Origin of the sequence: Methylobacterium sp. R2-1 (genome assembly GCF_014191355.1) — a bacterium.
Classification (GTDB): Bacteria; Pseudomonadota; Alphaproteobacteria; order Rhizobiales; family Beijerinckiaceae; genus Methylobacterium.
The window spans coordinates 15670-33468 of sequence record NZ_JACHWM010000019.1 but is presented as its reverse complement, the minus strand read 5'-3'; the positions used below and the strand labels follow the sequence as shown (position 1 = coordinate 33468).

The window sequence follows — 17799 nt, the reverse complement described above, 5'->3', positions numbered from 1 at the left end:
CGCGGAAACGCTCATGCCTTGCCGGAGAGGAAGCGGGCGAGCCGCGCCTGCGTCTCGGGGTCGCGCAGGCCCGCATCGAAGGCCTGCGCCTCCGCCTCGATCGCTGCCTCGACCAGCCCCTGCTCGCCCCGCAGCAGCGCGCGGGTCGCCTGCACCGCCTTCCGCGGCAGGGCGGCCAGCCGAGCGGCTTGGGCCAGCGCGTGCTCTTCCAGCGTCTCGGAGGGCAGCTCCGCGTTCGCGAGTCCGAGCGCCACCGCCGCCGCGCCGTCGAACGGCTCGCACAGCAGCAGCAGCGCCGAGGCGCGGGCGAGTCCGATCCGGCGCGGCAGCAGGAAACTCGCGGCGGCCTCCGGCACCACGCCGAGTTCCACGAACGGCATGCGGAAGCGCGCCTGCGGCCCGACATAGACGAGGTCGCAATGCAGCGTCAGCGTCGTGCCGACGCCGATGGCGAGTCCGTCCACCGCCGCGACCAGCGGCGTGCGGGTGCGGGCGAGCTGCCGGATGAAGCGCAGGGCCGGCATCTCGGAAAACGATCCCCGCGGCGCCGTGCCGGCGGCAAAGAAATCGCCCAGGTCGTTACCGGCGGTGAAGGCGCCGGGCAGCCCGGCAAACACCACCGCCCCGATTGTTTCGGAGTTCGCGTCGGCATCTTCCAGCGCGGCGGTGGCGGCGTCGTACATCGCCCCGGTCAGCGCGTTCTTCTTCGCCGGACGGTTCCAGCGGATCAGCCGGACGCCGCCCGAACGATCCTCGATGGTGATGGCTTCGCTCATCCGTCCTCGCCCCCGCACATTTATCAATCTTCGGCGCGCCGCCTCACCCTTCTTCCCGCCGCGACGCTTTGTCGAGGGGCCGCGGCGAGGCCGGGGCGCCGCAGGCGGGCTCACGACCCCGGGACCCCGCGCATCCCACGCCGCCCGTCATTCCGGGCTCCGCCCCGCGGCCCCGGAGGGACGGAGGGGCGCCAGGGCCGATCGGCCTCCGCACGGCCCGCTGCGTCGATTCCCTCTCGCGACCCCGGACACCGCCCGCCGGTCGCCTCGACCCCGCCGCGCGCGACCGTGCGGTCCTGGTGTCGCACCCGCGAAACTTGGCCGTCCGCGAGTCGGATGACGAGCTATGTGGTCTCTCTATGCTCTGACGATCCTCGCCGGTCTCGCCAATGCGATCCAGCCGGGACAGAACGCGACTTTGTCGAAGTCGCTCGGCCTGCCGGTGACGGCGGCCCTGCTGACCCTGCTGGTCAGCACCGCCGCCCTGCTCGTGGGCGGCCTCGCCCTGGGCAAACTCGAACTCCCCTCCGGCCAGCAGCTCGGTCAGGTGCCCTGGTGGGCGTGGCTCGGCGGCTTTCTGAGCATCCTGCTGATCCTGGCCCAGCTCTACGCCTCCCCCGCCATCGGCGCGGCGACCTTTTTGGGGATCATCGTCACCGTGGGCGTGGCCGCCTCGCTCGTGCTCGACCACTTCGGCTGGATCGGGTTTCAGGTGCATCCCGCCAGTGTCTGGCGGGTTGCCGGGGCGGTGTTGATGGTGATTGGGGTGGGGTTGGTTGCGGTGTTTTGAGATTCTGCGAGGTGGTACCTCATTGATTGCGCGGATCATTGGAAGCTCATCGCATGGTAAAAAATATACGTATAATAAATATCAAGATGATGTGTTGATATCAGCGTCTATACCAAATACGCCCTTGATCCGCCTGCGGTTAAGGGCATTTTCGCCAGCAATCTCTCGCAGCGCAAAATCAAGATTCTCCTGTATTTTTTTTACATCAGCAGATGGGTTGCTGATGCTGAGGTACAGGCGGACTGCCGAAATCACATTAGACCTCGTTTCTCCACGAACGGACTTTAAAATATGCTTTATATTCTCGGTCGATGCGTTCGCCAGCAAAGCATCATCTTTTGCGTTCCATCCCTGGGAAATGCCTACTTTCAAAAGTACTTCTTTTTGGGTTGTTTCTGGTTCATGCAGTCTAAGCTTCTCATTGCATGCCGATAAGACCTCCGCATCTTTGATGCCGCCCCTATACGAGTAACTTTCTGTGTCCCATATCGTGGCGTCGCCGCTCTTATTGTCCACATAAAACCTTATGAGTTCAGCTGCCTTCTCATTTGCTCCAAGTTCGCGCAACGTTTGAACTACTGCATCAAGGTTAGATATATCAACAACATTTATATTTGAACGAATAGATTGAACAAGAGATTCAATGATTTCTTCTGCGTTGTCTTCATATGAGTCGTGATAAACTCTCCACGCTGCCCTGTAGGCGTTACCTTGATCGGACAGTGCCAAATTGTGATTTACTGATTCTCCGAAACTTCTGACAGTCTCCTCATCAAAGAACCCTTTTACGACGCCAGATATTATGGCCTTGTCAAGTTCATCAACGTTGCCAAAATCGTATTCTAGCAGTAAGTCGGCATGAGGGTCTGAATCTTTGGGCTTGCTGGTTTCGTTTGATTCCCATAAGCCAGCGTATGGATCGAATTTCATTATATATTCGATAGTTGGTGCATCTTTTGGCTGAAACTTTGAAAAACTCGCCAGTGTAGCCGTATGGATGGCTTGCTGTAATACACGTGGATCTAATCCATCTAATATTTCTGAAAGTCGATTGCAATAAGATTCCGTTTTTTATTGCCCTGATATTGTTTATCTTAAGCTTTTTGCAGTTTTCAGCAAGAAATTCTTTGAAATCCCCTTCTGTTGTAAGCGCTATGAGTAATGCCTCTTCGGGCGACGGGTCGAAACTGAAAATTATGTCGGCAACTTTTTCGAGTTGATCCTCGAAATCGATCTTCTGTGTGTCTTCCAGCTTTTCGTCGTTTAAAAGAATGATGACTTTGCAGCCCTTCTCATCCTTTAGCTGTGAGGCGAGGCCAAGAACATCTTTGATATTCAGCCCACTTCCTGCTCTCTCTAAATCATCCAGGCATACTATCTTATTTCGAGCGAGCAAAAACATTACGCGCTGAATACCATCGGCATACTTATCAGATTTAGGTAGGTATTGGGTTAAAAATCCCGCTCTATTCAGGCCTTGTCTGAATACGTGTGCGGCTTGCTCCAAACTCGTTAAGCTAGGCTTTGCGTCAAGGTCGTCAGTGCTGATTGAATTCTCGACTACAGCGTTGCGCAGATCCGTCAAGGAATTTCTTCCAAAAAGTGACACGTAAGAGTACTGCTTCAGTCCAATAGATTTTTGTTGGTGTGCTTCTTTCAGAAATTTGCGCCAAGCGTAAGTTTTTCCTACTCCCCATTTTCCTTTTATACAGACAATCTCCGGGTTTCCGGATGATATAAACCGCATGATTTCGCTTGAAAGCTTGGAGACAGACAAATTTGTCCCCTTCCATATGTCCGTTGTCTAATTTTATGAATGAAGCTGCCCCAGTGTCTGCAACGAGTTCGATGCTAGTCGCTAGGCGCCTCGTCGCAGTTTTAGTTTATCACATAGGTGACTCTCGTCTCGTGGAATAATGCAGCGCTAGCTGTAGCATAGATGTTTTGGTCCAAATTCCCTTGACATTTCAGGCTTAAAATCCTACAACCGCCGCCACTCACCTCCCGGACCAACCGGGGGAGCTTTTCCGGTGGCCGGCCGGCGAGGCTCGTTGGGAGGTGTGACGGTTCCCGCGTCGGTGGCCCGGTCGCTATCGCCTCGGGCGCTGTGCGCGACACAACGCCGTCTCGGGATGGGGCCATAGGCCGTCTCGGGTCGGCGCCCAGGAACAACCGGAGCCGGGCCCAATACGAGGTCCGGTGCGGACAAGTCCGCTCATAGCCGTCTGCAGAGGTTCCCTCTCCCCTCGCGGGGAGGCGGTCCGAGGGTCCCACAGGCGCATATGTCCGGGGTCGAGGCCGGTGGAGAGACCGTGACGCCAAAACGGAGGGACGGCTTCTCGTGATAAGGAAGCGGCCCCTCCGCGGGACGCCGGGAAACCAGCAAAGTCTCACATCAGCATCCGGAGGTTTCGCAGCGTCCCGCGTCCCCCTCGGGGTTTGTGTCAGGTGCGTCCCCAGCCGGCCGATCGGCCAGCCGTCCTCCGGGCCTCAGGGCCGCGGGGGAAAACGTGTTTTCGAAAAGGCTTTTCGACCGGTCGGGGAGACGGGCGCAGTTCCAGGCCCCAGATTGGCGTTGGCGCAGCGATCGCTTCGCGTTCTCCCCCGTCATCGCGAGGCGAAGCCGTGGCAATCCAGGCCGCGACGTTTCCGGCCGATGGCGCGCCCTGGATCGCTTCGGCTCCGCCTCGCGATGACGGTGCGATGATGGCCTTACGCCACGCCGGTGCGCAGCAGGTCGTGGTAGTGGACGAGGCCGACGGGGCGGCCGTTCTCCACCACCACCAGGGCGGTGATCTTCATCGCCTCCTGGATCTGCAGCGCCTTGGCGAGCAGGGTCTCGGGCGTGATCGTGCGGGGGTTTTTGGTCATCACCGCCTCGACCGGCAGGCGGTCCAGCCCCTCGCGGGAGAAGATGGCGCGGCGCACGTCGCCGTCGGTGAGGATGCCGGCCAGCGCCCCCTCCGCATCGACCACGAGGACGGAGCCGAACCCCTTGGCGTCGATCTCGGCCACCGCGGCCCGCATCGCGGTGCCGAGCGCCACCATCGGCAGGTCCGCGCCGCCATGCATGACCTCGCGCACCTGCCGCAGCGAGGCGCCGAGCCGGCCGCCGGGATGGAACACGGAAAAATCGCGGGCGGAAAAACCGCGGGCCTCCAGCAGCGCCACGGCGAGCGCGTCGCCGAGCGCGAGCTGCATCGCCGTCGAGGTGGTGGGGGCGAGCCCGTTCGGGCAGGCCTCCTTCGCCTTCGGGAGCGCAAGGCAGGTATCGGACTCGCGGCCCAGCGTCGAGGCGGCGTTCGAGGTGATCGCGACGAGGCCGACGCGGTAGCGCCGGGTGTAGCCGATGATGTCGGCGAGTTCCGTGGTCTCGCCCGACCATGAGAGCGCCAGCACCACGTCCTCGGGCTGGATCATGCCGAGATCCCCGTGGCTGGCCTCGGCCGGGTGGACGTAGAGGGCCGGCGTGCCGGTGGAGGCGAAGGTCGCGGCGATCTTGCGGGCAACGTGGCCGGACTTGCCCATGCCGGTGCAGATCACCCGGCCGCGCGCGGCGCCGATCCGCTCGACGGCCTGGGCGAAGGGCTCGCCGAGGCCGTTGCCGATCGCGGCCATCAGGCAGGCCAGGCCCTCGCGCTCGGTCTCGATGGTGCGCAGCGCCGAGGCGATGGCGGGCGGGCGTGCCGACTCCGCGCGCGCCGCGTCCTGATCCTCGATCCGCTGTGCCAGGGCCATGAAGTCGCGTTCCGTGTCGTCCGGGGCCGTGGGCACGGCGCCGGGTCGTGATCTCGATCTTGGTTTGCCGCGCCGTCTTCGCCCGCGACTGTGGCCGCAAGGCGGCTGCCCGGCCCGGCACAGCATGGGGCCAGCGCCCGCAACGGCGCGTTAACCATGCCCGCTGTAGCTTCCTTAACCATGGAGCGCCGGCCGGACACGGACGCCGCCCCGTCCACGGGCCGCCGGCCGCGTCCAGGGCCATAGCCAGGGCCCTCACCAGGGAAAGAGCGCTGCCGGTGTCACGCGAGCGGCCGATCGGGGACAAGCGAGGAGGCCGCCGCAGCGCGTTCGCCCTGGCGCTGCTGCCTGCCCTGTTCGGCCCTGTTCTCGGCTCCCCTGCCCTGGCGCAGGAGACGCCCGACCCGTCGCAATCTGACCCGGCCCCGGGTGCCGCATCGGGATCGCCCGCGCGCACCCCCTCCGAGCCGGCCACCGCCGGCCGCCCGCGCCGGTCCGCCTTCGACGCGCCGACGGCTTTGCGCGGCTCGGGCGCCTTCTCTGCCCCCGCCCCGCTCGGCAGCGGCACGACGACGAGCCAGGCTCCGGCCTCCTCCTCCGGGGAGGAGGAGCCGACGGTCGCCCGCCTGCCCCGCTTCCGCAGCGCGGCGAGCCTGCCCGGCTCCGCCACCGCGCAGGGCACGCCGGCCCGGCCCTCGCTGCTGCGCCTGCGCGCGGCGCCCCCGCGCCGGCTCGGCTCGGCGACCCGCCGGATCACGCAGACCCGCACGCAGCAGACCGTCACGGATCTGCGCCTCACCCCCGTGATCCAGACGCCCGTCTCCGGCGTGCCGCTGCCGACGCCGATCTTCGGGATCGGCCTGCCGAACGCCGCCGGGTTCCTGCTCGGCACGGCGCTCCGTCGGCCGATTCCCGCCGACACCGCCTATGCGCCGCTCGGCATCCGGTTCGGCACCTTCACGCTGCTGCCGGCCTTCACCCAGAGCGTCGGCTACGATTCGAATCCGGACCAGATCGGCGGCACCCGCCCGCGGCCGTCCCTGGCGCTGCGCAGCGAGGCGGAGCTGGCGCTGCGCAGCGAGTGGTCGGCGAGCGAACTCACCGCCGAGATGCGCGGCAGCTACCTCGAATATCCGCAGAACCCGGAGGCGAGCCGCCCCAACGCGGTGGGCACCGCGCGGATGCGCATCGACGTCGACCGCGACACCCGCGTCGATCTGGAGACCCGCTTCCTGCTCGACAGCCAGCGCCTCGGCAGTCCGGATCTCGGCGCGGGCGGGGCGACGACCCGGCCGCTCTTCGCCACCTACGGCGCGACCGCGGGCGTGCAGGAGAACTTCAACCGGCTGCAGCTCTCGCTGCGCGGCTCGATCGACCGCTCCGTCTTCGAGGATGCGCAGCTCGGCAATGGCACCACGATCATCCAGAGCGACCGTGACGCCAACCAGTACGGTCTGCGCCTGCGCGCCGGATACGAGATCTCGCCGGCGATCACGCCCTTCGTCGAGACCTTCCTCGACAGCCGGGTCTACGACACGCCGGTGGACCAGTTCGGCCTGCGCCGCGATTCCGACGGCATCGCCTTCACCGCGGGTGCGGCGGTGGCGCTCAACAGCACGCTGACGGCGGAGATCTCGGGCGGCCTGCAGCACCGCTCCTACATCGACCGCGCGCTGCAGGACATCAACGCGCCGGTCATCAACGCGGCCCTGGTCTGGTCGGTCTCGCCGCTGACCACGGTGCGCTTCAACCAGCAGACGGGCGTGATCGAGACCGCGGTGCCGGGCTCCAGCGGCGCCTTCACCGACGCCGCCACGCTCGAAGTGCAGCACGACCTCCTGCGCAACCTCTCGATCACGCTGGGGGGCGCCTATCTGTCCACCAACTACGACGGCGTGCGCATCCGCGAGCGGGGCTATTCGGCCACCGCCCGGTTCGACTACCGCTTCAACCGCTGGCTCGCTTTGCGCGGCAGCTACATCTACTCGACGCTGAGCAGCACCATCCCGCTCTCGACCTACGAGGCGCACACGGTGCTGCTCGGCGTGCGGGTGAACCCCTGACGGGAGAGTGCGTCAGCGGGCCAGAGAGAGCTGGGCGCCGGATTTCGAGAGCGCGCCCTCGAGGCCGCCGCCGCCCTGGCGCAGGCGCGCGGCGACGGTGCCACCCGGCTGGTAGAGGTAGACCTCGCCATCGCGGAAATCCCAGGCCGAGACCTTGGCGAGATCCTTGTTGCCGCAGCCCGCGGTCGTGGCCTTGTAGAGGTCGAGCGAAGGTGTGCTGGACAACGAGACCTTGCAGCTTCCCGCCGCATCGGTGGCGTTCCACGAGCCCACCACCGAGGAGCGGCCGGTCGCGACCACCGGAGGCGGAGCCGGCGGCGGCTCGAGCGCCGGAGACGGGGCAGCGGCAACGCTCGGGGGCGGTTCGCTCGGCGCGGCGGAGGCGCCCGGCGGGGGCGCGAGGGGCTCGCTCGTCACCGCGCCGGCGGGCAGAGCGGGCGTGGCGGGTTCGAGCGCTGCCTGCGGCCGCGGACGCTCGCGGGGGCCCTCGAACCGGTTCGAGGCGCAGGCGCCGACGCTCGCGGCGAGCGCGAGACAGGCGGCTTTCGACAGGAACCCACGCGTCATCAAACACCCCTCAACAGAACACGCAACGGTCGCGCTTGGCCTCGCGAGCAAATGCGCTTGCGGCAAGGCAGGCTGCACGGCCAGCCCGGGAAAAGCCGCGCTTGCGCAGGTTTTCCCGGCAGTGTGGCTGACCTGCCTCAGTCGATGGAGAGCGGATGCGAGATGTCGAAACGACGAGAGCCGCGCCCGGATCGGGGCGCGGCTCTCGTCGTTTCGATGATTGTCCTTGGAGAAAAATCAGACCTCGCGCTCGACCATCATCTTCTTGATCTCGGCGATTGCCTTGGCCGGATTGAGGTTCTTCGGGCAGGTGTTGGCGCAGTTCATGATCGTGTGGCAGCGGTAGAGCCGGAACGGGTCGTGCAGTCCGTCGAGCCGCTCGCCGGTGTTCTCGTCGCGCGAGTCGATGAGCCAGCGATAGGCCTGGAGCAGGGCTGCCGGCCCGAGGAACTTGTCGCCGTTCCACCAGTAGCTCGGGCAGCTCGTAGTGCAGCAGGCGCACAGGATGCACTCGTAGAGGCCATCGAGCCGGGCGCGATCCTCAGGCGTCTGCTTCCACTCCTTCTCCGGCGCGGGTGTCTCGGTCTGGAGCCAGGGCTCGATCGCCGCGTGCTGGGCGTAGAAGTTGGTGAGGTCCGGCACGAGATCCTTCAGGACCGGCATGTGCGGCAGCGGGTAGATCCGCACCGCGCCGTCCTTGTCCTTGCGGGTCAGGAACGGCAGGGCGTTGTCGGGCGACTTGCACTCGTCGATGCCCATGGTGCAGGCGAGCGCGTTCTGCCCCTCGATATTCATGGCGCAGGAGCCACAGATGCCTTCGCGGCAGGAGCGGCGGAAGACCAGCGTCGGATCGACCTTGTTCTTGATCCAGAGAAGCGCGTCGAGGACCATCGGGCCGCAATCGTCGCGATCGACCCGGTAGGTGTCGATGCGCGGGTTCTTTCCGTCATCCGGGTTCCAGCGGTAGATCCGGAACGTCTGGAGGTTCTTGGCGCCGTCCGGCGCCGGCCAGGTCTTGCCTTCCGTGACCTGGGAGTTCTTGGGGAGATTGAACTGGGCCATGTCCTGTGCCTTTGAGGTGCGGCGGCCGTGAGGCGCGCTCCGAGCTTGAGAGATACCTATTGCCGACCGAGCCAGCCGGTCATGAACCGTTCGGCTTCCGCCTTCGTCGGCTGCTTCGCGGCCGGGCCGGATAGGCGGAATTTTACGAATTGGCCCCGCAGGCCGGTGAGGCAGAGCAGGCTCTCGGTGGCGCCGAGGGCCGGGTGGTCGATGGTGAAGGCACGGCAGGTCAGCTTGGCGCCCGCCTCCCCCGGCACGCGCACCGCGCCGCGATCCTCGCTGCCGCGGTAGACGCCCTGCGCCACTGCCGCCCGGATGTCCCCGGCCGCCTGCGCGAGCTGCCCGGTGACGGCGGATGAGGACGCTCCGTCGGGGATGTTCGCCACACCGGCATCGTAGACGTAGATATCCGCCTTCCAGCGGCCGTTCGTGTAGACGACGGAGTAGCCGAGCCCCGGCGCACGGGCCTCGTAATCCGTGCGGGGGCCGCGCGCGAACCCGGCGACCTCTGCCGGGAAGTCGAAGTCTGGTCCCCGCGCCGCCGCCGGCAGAGTCATCAGAAGCGCTGCCGCTGCGCACAGGACGGCGCGGGCGATCGGGTGCGAGGCCGGGATCATCGTCCGCAGAGCCTCCCGTCCCAGGGCCTGGCCGCTGGGCGCTGCATCAGTACACCCGCGCCTTCGGCTCGATGTATTGGATGTCGTTCGACATCGTGTAGGTGTGGACCGGACGGTAATCGATCTCGACGCCGTGCTTGGACGGGTCGAGCCACGCCAGGGTGTGCTTCATCCACTCCTTGTCGTCGCGGTCGGGGAAGTCCTCGCGGGCGTGGGCCCCGCGGCTCTCCTTGCGGTTGACCGCCGATTCCATGGTCACGACCGCCTGACCGATCAGGTTGTCGAATTCGAGCGTCTCGAGCAGGTCGGTGTTCCAGACCAGCGAGCGGTCGGTGACCGCGATGTCGGAGACGCCGCGCCAGACCTCGTGGATCAGGCCCTTGCCCTCCTCCAGCACCTCGCCGGTGCGGAAGACCGCGCAGTTGTTCTGCATCGTCCGCTGCATCCGGTCGCGCAACTGCGCGGTCGGCGTGCCGCCGTCGGCGCAGCGGAAGCGGTCGAGGCGCGAGAGCGCCTTGTCAGCCGAGTCCTTGGGCAGTTCCGGCTGGCGGGCATTGGCCTCGACGATGTCGGCGCAGCGCAGGCCGGCGGCCCGGCCGAACACCACGAGGTCGATCAGTGAGTTCGAGCCGAGGCGGTTGGCGCCGTGGACGGAGACGCAGGCCGCCTCGCCCAGCGCCATCAGGCCCGGCACCACCGTGTCGGGGTCGCCGTTCTTCAGCGTCAGTACCTCGCCGTGGAAGTTCGTCGGGATGCCGCCCATGTTGTAGTGGACCGTCGGCAGGACCGGGATCGGCTCCTTGGTCACGTCCACGCCCGCAAAGATCTTCGCCGATTCCGAGATGCCCGGCAGGCGCTCGTGCAGGATCTTCGGATCGAGGTGGTCGAGGTGCAGGAAGATGTGGTCCTTGTCCTTGCCCACGCCGCGGCCGTCGCGGATCTCCATGGTCATCGAGCGCGAGACCACGTCGCGCGAGGCGAGATCCTTGGCCGAGGGCGCGTAGCGCTCCATGAAGCGCTCGCCCTCGGAGTTCGTCAGGTAGCCGCCCTCGCCCCGCGCCCCCTCGGTAATGAGGCATCCGGCGCCGTAGATGCCGGTCGGGTGGAACTGCACGAACTCCATGTCCTGCAGCGGCAGGCCGGCGCGCAGCACCATGGCGTTGCCGTCGCCGGTGCAGGTATGCGCCGAGGTCGCCGAGAAGTAAGCGCGGCCGTAGCCGCCGGTGGCCAGGATGGTCTGCTGGGCGCGGAAGCGGTGGATCTCGCCCGTCGCCTGATCGATCGCCATCACGCCGCGGCAGCGGCCGTCCTCGTCCATGATCAGGTCGAGGGCGAAGTACTCGATGAAGAACTGGGTCTTGTTCTTCACAGCCTGCCCGTAGAGCGTATGGAGCATGGCGTGGCCGGTGCGGTCGGCCGCGGCGCATGTGCGCTGTGCGGTGCCCTTGCCGTAGTCGGTGGTCATGCCGCCGAAGGGCCGCTGGTAGATCTTGCCCTCATCCGTGCGGGAGAAGGGCACGCCCCAATGCTCCAACTCGTAGACGGCGGCAGGGGCGTTGCGCACGAGGTACTCGATCGCGTCCTGGTCGCCGAGCCAGTCCGATCCCTTCACGGTGTCGTACATGTGCCAGCGCCAGTCGTCCGGGCCCATATTGCCGAGCGAGGCCGAGATGCCGCCCTGCGCCGCCACGGTGTGCGAGCGAGTCGGGAACACCTTGGTGATGCAGGCGGTGCGCAGGCCGGCCTGGGAGCAGCCAACCGTGGCGCGCAGGCCCGCGCCGCCAGCGCCGACGATCACCACGTCGAACGTGTGGTCGATGATGGCGTAGGCGGGGGCGCCGCCGTTCGTTCCGTTGGAGGCCATGGCTTGAGTCCTTGGTTCCGTGACGACGATCAGGCGAGGCCGCCCAGGCTCACGCGGATGATCGCGTAGAGGCAGGCAGCGGCCACCGCGACCGCGTAGAAGGTGTTGGCGATGAGCGCCGCGAACTTGAGGCCGTGGCTATGCACGTAGTCCTCGATGACCGTCTGCATCCCCAGGCGCATGTGGATGGTCACCGAGACCACGGCCAGGATCAGGATGATCGCAACCAGCGGGTGCGACACCAGCGCGACCGCCTGCGGATAGGTCCGCCCGGCCATCAGCGCGATGATGACGACGAAGGCGAGCATCAGCAGCGCGTTCGAGGCGCCGGTCAGGCGTTGCAGCCAGAAATGGCCGGCACCGTGGCCCGAGGCGCCGAGGCCTTTCACCCGGGCGCGCGGCGTGCGCATCGAGAGCGCGGTGTTCTGGCGATTGTCGACCTGAGACATGGCGAGCCTCTCAGCGCACGAGCAGGGCGATCGCCCAGATCACGACGGTCAGGGTAATGGAGCCGATCAGCGTCGCGCGGGCGAGGCCCAGGCGGCGGTCGCGATCGAAGCCGTAGCCCGCGTCCCAGATGAAGTGACGGATGCCGCCGAGCATATGGTGCATCAGCACCCAGGTGTAGGCGAACAGGATCGCGCGTCCGATCAGCGAGCCGAAGAACCACGCCACCGTATCGTAGGCGCGCGGACCGGAGGCGAGCGCCACCAGCCACACCGCGACGAGGAAGGTGCCGCCGTAGAGCGCCGTGCCGGTGATGCGGTGGAACACCGACATCGCCATGGTCCAAGTCCAGCGGTAGATCTGGAGATGGGGCGAGAGCGGCTGGGCGACCGTAGGTCTGACGGTAGGGTTCATCGCGGCTCACGATCCTCGCGTCGAAGACTGGATAAATTCCAGGGAAGGGTTAGGGCGGTCAGATCCGGCCGGCAATGGCGGTGCTGCAGCGCAGCATTGGTCAAGCTGACGATCGCGCGGATCTGTCTCACGGGCATCCCTCACGCGAGCCGCCCGATCAGTCGGAACCAGAGGTAGGCGAACGGGGTCGCGACCAGGAGCGACGCGACACCCGTGGCCAGCGTGAGCCGGGTCGCGTCGGCCAGCGACAGGCGGCCGAGATCCATGGTCATCATGATCGGCGGTGCCTGATAGGGCAGGAACAGCGTCGAGTAGCCGACGACTTGCACCATCAGCACGCTCAACAGGTCGAAGCCGCTCGCCCGCGAGAACTCCTCCGCCAGCGCCGTGTAGAGAGCGGGCGCGCCGTTGGCGGTGGTGGTGAACAGGAAGCCGATCGATAAGCCGACCAGGGTCGCGAAGTTCTTGGCAGGTGCGCCCGGTTCCAGCGGGGCGACCGAGAGGAGTGCGTGGCCGAGATCGGCCCCGAGACCGCTCTCGTTGATCACGGCCGTCAGCCCGAACAGGGCGGCGACGTAGAAGCACGTCCGCAACGGGATCTCGCCGAACCGCGCTGACGGCAGGACGCCGACGCCCGGAAGCAGACAGATCACCGCCGCCGCGAGACCGATCCAGGCCGGCGGGATGCCGTGCCAGCCATCGCTCAGCCAGAGGGCCAGCATCACCGCGAGGATTATCGAGAGGCGCCGCTCCTCACCCGACAACGGAGGCAGCGGCGGCAGTTCGGGCCGCTTCCCGTCGAGGCGGTCGGGGAAGATCAGAATCGTGCAGGCGACGAGCAGCGCGCCCTTGATGAAGCCGAGAACCGGAGCGTGCAGAAAGAGATAGGGCAGATAGCTGAGATGGATGTTGAACAGCGTCTCGGCGGTGCCGGCCATGACGAGGTTCGGCACATTAGCGGGCAGGATCGCCGCCGAGAGCATCGGCGTGGCGATGCCGAAGGCGAGCAGCGCTCCCGTCCGGCCCGGACGCCCGGCCTCCAGCCCGAAGGCGTCGCACAGGGCGATCACCACCGGCACCATCAAGGCGATGCGGCCGAGATTGGACGGCATCACGAAGGCGAGCGCGAAGGAAAAGGCGACGAGGCCCGCTATGAACCCTGGATAGGAGGCGGGCAGCCGCCCTGCCAGCCTGCGCGCGAGCCGGTCGCCCAGCCCCGTCCGGTTCATGGCGAGCCCGACCACCATGCCGCTCGTCACCAGCCAAAAGGCGGAGGAGGCAAATCCCGAAAACACCGTCTGCGCCGGGGCGAGCTTGAGCAGCATCGCGAGGGCGAAGAACATCAGCGCTGTGACGATCTCGGCCACGAAGCCGGTTGCCCACAGCCCCATGCACAGCACGAGCAGGCCGCCCGTCGCAACGACCGTGCCCTGTCCTCCGAAAATGCTGGTGGCTGCGGCACTCATGGCGCGGTTCAACTGCGAATTGGAACCGTTCGCAATTCGGCTTTCGTGGGGGCGTCCTTCGTCAACCGCGAAGGCTGATAACGTGCTCACGCTGACGTGAACGCCTGCGCGATGGGGCTTGGCTCCGCCGCGCGCGAATGCGAAGCCCATAGCCCGACCCGGCCACAGTCATGATGCGCTTTGATCTCGTCGACCTGAACCTGTTCCGCCACGTGGTCGAGGCGGGCTCGATCACCCACGGGGCGGAACGGGCGAACCTCGCGTTGGCCGCCGCCTCAGCGCGGGTGCGGGCGATGGAGGACTCGCTCGGCGCCGCACTGCTGCTGCGCGGACGTCAGGGGGTGACGCCGACGCCTGCCGGCCGCGCCCTGTTGGCCCATGCCCGCGAGATCTTGGCGCAGATCGAGCGACTGCAGGTCGATCTGTCGGTCTTCGCGGGCGGCGCCGTTGGCCAGCTCCGGGTCCTGTCGAACACTAACGCGCTCACCGAATTCCTGCCCGAGGCGCTCTCCGCCTACCTCGCGCTCCATACGGGGGTCAGCGTCGATATCGAGGAGCGCACCTCCGACGAGATCGTCGGGATGGTGGCCGACGGGGCGGCCGATCTCGGCATCGTCGCGGGCACCGTCGATACCGGCACGCTCCAGACCTTCCCCTTCCGCCACGACCGCTTCGTCGTGGTGGTCGCCGCCGGCCACGCGCTGGCCCGCCGCGCAAGCGTCGGCTTCGCCGAGGTGCTGGAGCACGACCTCGTCGGCCTCGACCGGCCGAGCGCGCTGACGCGCTTCCTCGCCGACAAGGCCTCCCGCATCGGCCGGCCGATGCGGCTGCGGGTGCAGTTGCGCAGCTTCGACGCGGTCTGCCGTCTCGTCGAGTGCGGCGTCGGCCTCGGCATCGTGCCGGAGACCACGGCACGGCGGGCCTGGCGCACGATGGGGATCGCCCTCGTGCCCCTGGAAGACCCTTGGGCCGCGCGTGATCTCAAGCTCTGCCTGCGCGACTTGGCGGCCTTGCCGCCCTTCGCGCAGGATTTCGTGGCGCATCTGCGCGCCGCCGATGCGTGACGTGATCGGGCCGGCGCGCCGGGGTGCTCAGTCAACGCGGGCGGCGAAACGCTCGTCCATCCTGGCGCGGTCATAGTCGAGCAGCCAATCGCCGAATTGATCGTAGATCGGCTGGAGCGGCTCGCGAGCCATCGCGATTACATCCATACCTCGATCATCGTAAGCGAACAGGATCAGGCGGCGCTCGAAATCAACGATGAAAACGCGAGGGAGCCAGCGGGCCTTCGGTGTGACACCGAGCTCGCGAGCGATGTTCGCCCACAGCAAGGCATCAATCAGCACCAGATCATTGCCGAAATCGGCCGAGTACCAGTCGCAGAAGAGTTCTGGGTCATCGTCCGCTCGCGTCCGGTCGCATCCATCGAACGGCATCGTGAAGCCGAGTTCATTCAGGGTGTCCTGCCACCGCGCCCTGTGCCGTGCCGGCCAATCATAGCCGTAATGTGGGGCGACAGCGGTGAGCATTCCTGAGTTGGCGAACAGGGCGCGCGCGATTGCTCTCGCCCGGTCGAAAGCCTGAAGGAAGCGTGTCCCTACCGCTTCCACATCACCTCCGAGATCGAATCGTAGTGCGTTCGCGAACGCGTAGAATGTCGGCTGAGGAAAGCCCCGATCGTGGCCGAAGGCGGTCTCAATTCTTCGGAGGATGGAGGCTTCCAGCATCATCTTGCTTCGGAGAACAATGAGGCCCACTCAACCACCAGTCAGGGTATCGACCAACAGCTTCACGTTCAGCACCACGATGATGCCGGCGATGACCCAGGACAGTGCCTTCAGCCAGACCGGGATCACGAAGGCGCCCATCAGTTGCCGGTCGGAGACGAAGCGCACCAGCGGAATCACCGCGAAGGGCAACTGCATCGAGAGCACGACCTGACTCAGCACGAGGAGCCGGGCGGTGCCCTGCTCGCCGTAGACGGCGGTGACGATCACCACGGGGACGATGGCGATGCCCCGCGTCACGAGGCGCCGTGCCCAATTCGGCAGGCGCAGCCGCAGAAAACCTTCCATGACGATCTGGCCGGCGAGCGTGGCCGTGACTGTCGAGTTGAGGCCCGAGGCCAGAAGCGCCACGGCGAACAGGGTCGAGGCGAGCCCGACGCCGAGCAACGGCGAGAGCAACTCGTAGGCCTGCTCGATCTCCTCGACATCGGTGCGCCCGCCCGCGTGGAACACGGACGCGGCCATGATCAGGATCGCGGCATTGACGAACAAAGCGAGCATCAGCGCCACCGTCGAGTCGGTGACGGCGAAGCGCAGGGCCTCGCGCCGGCCTGCTTCCGTGCGGGGATAGGCCCGCGTCTGCACGATCGAGGAGTGGAGGTAGAGGTTGTGCGGCATCACGGTCGCGCCGATGATGCCGATGGCGATGTAGAGCGCGGCCGGGTTGGTCACGATCTCCCGCGACGGCACGAAGCCGCCGAGCACCGCCTGGATCGGAGGCGCGGCCATCGCGATCTGCAGGCCGAAGCAGACGAAGATGATCGTCAGGAGGCCGATCACGAAGGCTTCCAGCGCCCGGAAGCCCCGGCGCAGGAGCAGCAGCACCACGAACACGTCGAGCGCGGTGATGATGGCGCCGAGGGTGAGCGGGATGCCGAACAGCAGCTTGAGGGCGATCGCCGTGCCGATCACCTCGGCGAGGTCGCAGGCGATGATCGCCGCCTCGCAGATCAGCCACAGGGCGATGGAGACGGGCCGCGAGGTCCGCTCGCGGCAGGCTTGGGCGAGGTCGAGGCCGGTGGCGATGCCGAGCCGCGCGGCGAGTGCCTGCAGCACGATCGCCATCAGGTTCGAGAGCAGGATGACGGAGAGCAGCGTGTAGCCGAACTGGGCGCCGCCGGCGATGTCGGTGGCCCAGTTGCCCGGATCCATGTAGCCGACCGAGACCATGTAGCCCGGCCCGAGGAAGGCGAAGAGCCGCCACAGCCAGGGGCCGCCCACCCGCACCGGCACGCTGCCATTGAGCGCGCCGAGGCTCGGCTCTGCGGAGGCCTGTCCGGGCGGGGCCGGCCGAACCTGATCCATTACCGCTTCCATTCGCAATCGAGGCGTCCGTTTCCCCCTGCCGCAGCCCATCGCTCCGACAGGAGGGCTGACGGGCGGTGCGACGCAGGAGGGCTGGCCGCCCCATCCGCGCTCGGCTGGACGAGACGGCCTTATAGCTTCAGCTATAAAGCTATGCCGAAGCTGGGATCAAGAGGACCTGCGACCGGGTTCCCGCCCCTGGGGCGCATAGGTTAAACAGGGCGGTACGAACGGCACGTGACACCCGGCGGATCGGCTGCCCACGCCGGAGCGTGGCCCGCGCGCCGGGCGTTTCGTGAACGACGATTCGACCATGTGAGGCGCGGGCCGGTCAGGCCGCGCCCAGGAACGGAGGAGCCCGCCGCCTCATGCAGGACGCATCGGGAGATATGGGGCGAGAGATGGGGCAGAAGCCGGCATCGGAGCCGCACCGTGCGGGCGCGGAGGCGCCGCTCGATAGGCCGCTCGTCGACGCGGAGGTTCATGTCGAGAGCTTCCGCCAAGCCCGCGAGGCGCGCCGTCTCGAACTCGTGGAGGATTACGTCGAGCTGATCGCCGACCTGATCGGCGACGGCGGCGAGGCGCGGCAGGTCGATATCGCCGCTCGCCTCGGCGTGGCCCAGCCGACGGTCGCCAAGATGCTCAAGCGGCTCGCCGAGGACGGTCTCGTGCAGCAGCGGCCTTATCGCGGCGTGTTTCTCACCGCGGCGGGACAGGCGCTGGCCGAGCAGTCGCGGGAGCGCCACCGCATCGTCGAGCGCTTCCTGCGTGCCGTGGGCGTCAGCGCCGAGACGGCGCGTCGCGATGCGGAGGGCATTGAGCACCATGTGAGCGCCGAGACGCTGGAGGCGTTCCGCCGCTTCGCCGACGCGAAGCTGTAAGCTTCGATCCTGACCGCAGGCG

General features: G+C 66.5%; 17 protein-coding genes. 4 read left to right on the top strand and 13 right to left on the bottom strand.

Annotation, left to right across the window (positions count from 1 at the left end; all coding sequences use genetic code 11):
• Positions 1 to 11 precede the first annotated feature (11 nt).
• The gene (locus FHU13_RS23280; protein ID WP_183438225.1) at positions 12 to 776 is read right to left on the bottom strand and encodes an enoyl-CoA hydratase-related protein; all 765 of its coding nucleotides are present in this window, start codon (positions 774 to 776) and stop codon (positions 12 to 14) included.
• A 346-nt stretch (positions 777 to 1122) separates the two neighbouring features.
• Here FHU13_RS23280 and FHU13_RS23275 point away from each other — a divergent pair, with 346 nt between their 5' ends.
• Positions 1123 to 1566, top strand: a complete 444-nt coding sequence (locus FHU13_RS23275; RefSeq protein WP_183438224.1) for a DMT family transporter — start codon at positions 1123 to 1125, stop codon at positions 1564 to 1566.
• Between the two features lie 81 nt (positions 1567 to 1647).
• Here the strand turns inward: FHU13_RS23275 and FHU13_RS23270 are convergent, their stop codons facing one another.
• From FHU13_RS23270 to FHU13_RS23260, 3 genes are all read right to left on the bottom strand, one after another.
• A complete protein-coding gene (locus tag FHU13_RS23270) occupies positions 1648 to 2496 on the bottom strand; it encodes a hypothetical protein (RefSeq protein ID WP_183438223.1) in 849 nt (282 codons plus the stop codon).
• A complete protein-coding gene (locus tag FHU13_RS23265; protein WP_183438222.1) occupies positions 2387 to 3343 on the bottom strand; it encodes a P-loop NTPase fold protein in 957 nt (318 codons plus the stop codon). The genes FHU13_RS23270 and FHU13_RS23265 overlap by 110 nt, the downstream gene beginning before the upstream one ends.
• A 935-nt stretch (positions 3344 to 4278) precedes the next feature.
• Positions 4279 to 5304, bottom strand: coding sequence for an SIS domain-containing protein (locus FHU13_RS23260; RefSeq protein WP_183438296.1), 1026 nt, complete (start codon positions 5302 to 5304; stop codon positions 4279 to 4281).
• 278 nt (positions 5305 to 5582) lie between these two features.
• Between FHU13_RS23260 and FHU13_RS23255 the strand changes: the two genes are divergently transcribed.
• Entirely contained in the window at positions 5583 to 7367 is a 1785-nt protein-coding gene (locus FHU13_RS23255) for an outer membrane beta-barrel protein (protein ID WP_183438221.1), read from the top strand.
• Positions 7368 to 7379: 12 nt separating this feature from the next.
• Here the strand turns inward: FHU13_RS23255 and FHU13_RS23250 are convergent, their stop codons facing one another.
• From FHU13_RS23250 to FHU13_RS23220, 7 genes are all read right to left on the bottom strand, one after another.
• The gene (locus tag FHU13_RS23250) at positions 7380 to 7934 is read right to left on the bottom strand and encodes an AprI/Inh family metalloprotease inhibitor (protein ID WP_183438220.1); all 555 of its coding nucleotides are present in this window, start codon (positions 7932 to 7934) and stop codon (positions 7380 to 7382) included.
• A gap of 237 nt (positions 7935 to 8171) precedes the next feature.
• Positions 8172 to 8996 carry a succinate dehydrogenase iron-sulfur subunit gene (locus FHU13_RS23245; RefSeq protein WP_183438219.1) on the bottom strand — a complete coding sequence of 275 codons (825 nt, stop codon included), beginning with the start codon at positions 8994 to 8996 and terminating at the stop codon, positions 8172 to 8174.
• 56 nt (positions 8997 to 9052) lie between these two features.
• A complete protein-coding gene (locus FHU13_RS23240; RefSeq protein ID WP_183438218.1) occupies positions 9053 to 9613 on the bottom strand; it encodes a hypothetical protein in 561 nt (186 codons plus the stop codon).
• Between the two features lie 46 nt (positions 9614 to 9659).
• The gene (gene sdhA, locus FHU13_RS23235) at positions 9660 to 11477 is read right to left on the bottom strand and encodes a succinate dehydrogenase flavoprotein subunit (RefSeq protein WP_183438217.1); all 1818 of its coding nucleotides are present in this window, start codon (positions 11475 to 11477) and stop codon (positions 9660 to 9662) included.
• Between the two features lie 29 nt (positions 11478 to 11506).
• Positions 11507 to 11926: a succinate dehydrogenase, hydrophobic membrane anchor protein gene (gene sdhD / locus FHU13_RS23230; protein ID WP_096486447.1), complete on the bottom strand. Its 420-nt coding sequence runs from the start codon at positions 11924 to 11926 to the stop codon at positions 11507 to 11509.
• 10 nt (positions 11927 to 11936) lie between these two features.
• Positions 11937 to 12338: a succinate dehydrogenase, cytochrome b556 subunit gene (gene sdhC, locus FHU13_RS23225; protein WP_153875652.1), complete on the bottom strand. Its 402-nt coding sequence runs from the start codon at positions 12336 to 12338 to the stop codon at positions 11937 to 11939.
• 140 nt (positions 12339 to 12478) lie between these two features.
• Entirely contained in the window at positions 12479 to 13804 is a 1326-nt protein-coding gene (locus tag FHU13_RS23220; RefSeq protein WP_183438216.1) for an SLC13 family permease, read from the bottom strand.
• 173 nt (positions 13805 to 13977) lie between these two features.
• Between FHU13_RS23220 and FHU13_RS23215 the strand changes: the two genes are divergently transcribed.
• Complete coding sequence (locus FHU13_RS23215; RefSeq protein WP_183438295.1) at positions 13978 to 14868, top strand: LysR substrate-binding domain-containing protein; 891 nt, start codon at positions 13978 to 13980, stop codon at positions 14866 to 14868.
• 27 nt (positions 14869 to 14895) lie between these two features.
• Here FHU13_RS23215 and FHU13_RS23210 read toward each other — a convergent pair whose 3' ends face one another.
• On the bottom strand, positions 14896 to 15534 hold the full coding sequence (locus FHU13_RS23210; RefSeq protein ID WP_183438215.1) for a DUF3885 domain-containing protein: 639 nt from the start codon (positions 15532 to 15534) through the stop codon (positions 14896 to 14898).
• A gap of 27 nt (positions 15535 to 15561) precedes the next feature.
• A complete protein-coding gene (locus tag FHU13_RS23205) occupies positions 15562 to 16896 on the bottom strand; it encodes an Nramp family divalent metal transporter (RefSeq protein WP_183438214.1) in 1335 nt (444 codons plus the stop codon).
• Between the two features lie 401 nt (positions 16897 to 17297).
• On the opposite strand from FHU13_RS23205, the gene mntR reads away from it, so the two are divergent.
• Positions 17298 to 17777: a manganese-binding transcriptional regulator MntR gene (gene mntR / locus FHU13_RS23200; RefSeq protein WP_183438294.1), complete on the top strand. Its 480-nt coding sequence runs from the start codon at positions 17298 to 17300 to the stop codon at positions 17775 to 17777.
• Positions 17778 to 17799 lie beyond the last annotated feature (22 nt).

What these genes read in the sequence shown, in the direction of transcription:
- FHU13_RS23280 (WP_183438225.1), bottom strand. Translation starts at nt 776, where the DNA reads ATGAGCGAAGCCATCACCATCGAGGATCGTTCGGGCGGCGTCCGGCTG.
- FHU13_RS23275 (WP_183438224.1), top strand. Translation starts at nt 1,123, where the DNA reads ATGTGGTCTCTCTATGCTCTGACGATCCTCGCCGGTCTCGCCAATGCG.
- FHU13_RS23270 (WP_183438223.1), bottom strand. Translation starts at nt 2,496, where the DNA reads ATGAAATTCGATCCATACGCTGGCTTATGGGAATCAAACGAAACCAGC.
- FHU13_RS23260 (WP_183438296.1), bottom strand. Translation starts at nt 5,304, where the DNA reads ATGGCCCTGGCACAGCGGATCGAGGATCAGGACGCGGCGCGCGCGGAG.
- FHU13_RS23250 (WP_183438220.1), bottom strand. Translation starts at nt 7,934, where the DNA reads ATGACGCGTGGGTTCCTGTCGAAAGCCGCCTGTCTCGCGCTCGCCGCG.
- FHU13_RS23245 (WP_183438219.1), bottom strand. Translation starts at nt 8,996, where the DNA reads ATGGCCCAGTTCAATCTCCCCAAGAACTCCCAGGTCACGGAAGGCAAG.
- FHU13_RS23240 (WP_183438218.1), bottom strand. Translation starts at nt 9,613, where the DNA reads ATGATCCCGGCCTCGCACCCGATCGCCCGCGCCGTCCTGTGCGCAGCG.
- sdhA (WP_183438217.1), bottom strand. Translation starts at nt 11,477, where the DNA reads ATGGCCTCCAACGGAACGAACGGCGGCGCCCCCGCCTACGCCATCATC.
- sdhD (WP_096486447.1), bottom strand. Translation starts at nt 11,926, where the DNA reads ATGTCTCAGGTCGACAATCGCCAGAACACCGCGCTCTCGATGCGCACG.
- sdhC (WP_153875652.1), bottom strand. Translation starts at nt 12,338, where the DNA reads ATGAACCCTACCGTCAGACCTACGGTCGCCCAGCCGCTCTCGCCCCAT.
- FHU13_RS23220 (WP_183438216.1), bottom strand. Translation starts at nt 13,804, where the DNA reads ATGAGTGCCGCAGCCACCAGCATTTTCGGAGGACAGGGCACGGTCGTT.
- FHU13_RS23215 (WP_183438295.1), top strand. Translation starts at nt 13,978, where the DNA reads ATGCGCTTTGATCTCGTCGACCTGAACCTGTTCCGCCACGTGGTCGAG.
- FHU13_RS23210 (WP_183438215.1), bottom strand. Translation starts at nt 15,534, where the DNA reads ATGATGCTGGAAGCCTCCATCCTCCGAAGAATTGAGACCGCCTTCGGC.
- FHU13_RS23205 (WP_183438214.1), bottom strand. Translation starts at nt 16,896, where the DNA reads ATGGATCAGGTTCGGCCGGCCCCGCCCGGACAGGCCTCCGCAGAGCCG.
- mntR (WP_183438294.1), top strand. Translation starts at nt 17,298, where the DNA reads ATGGGGCAGAAGCCGGCATCGGAGCCGCACCGTGCGGGCGCGGAGGCG.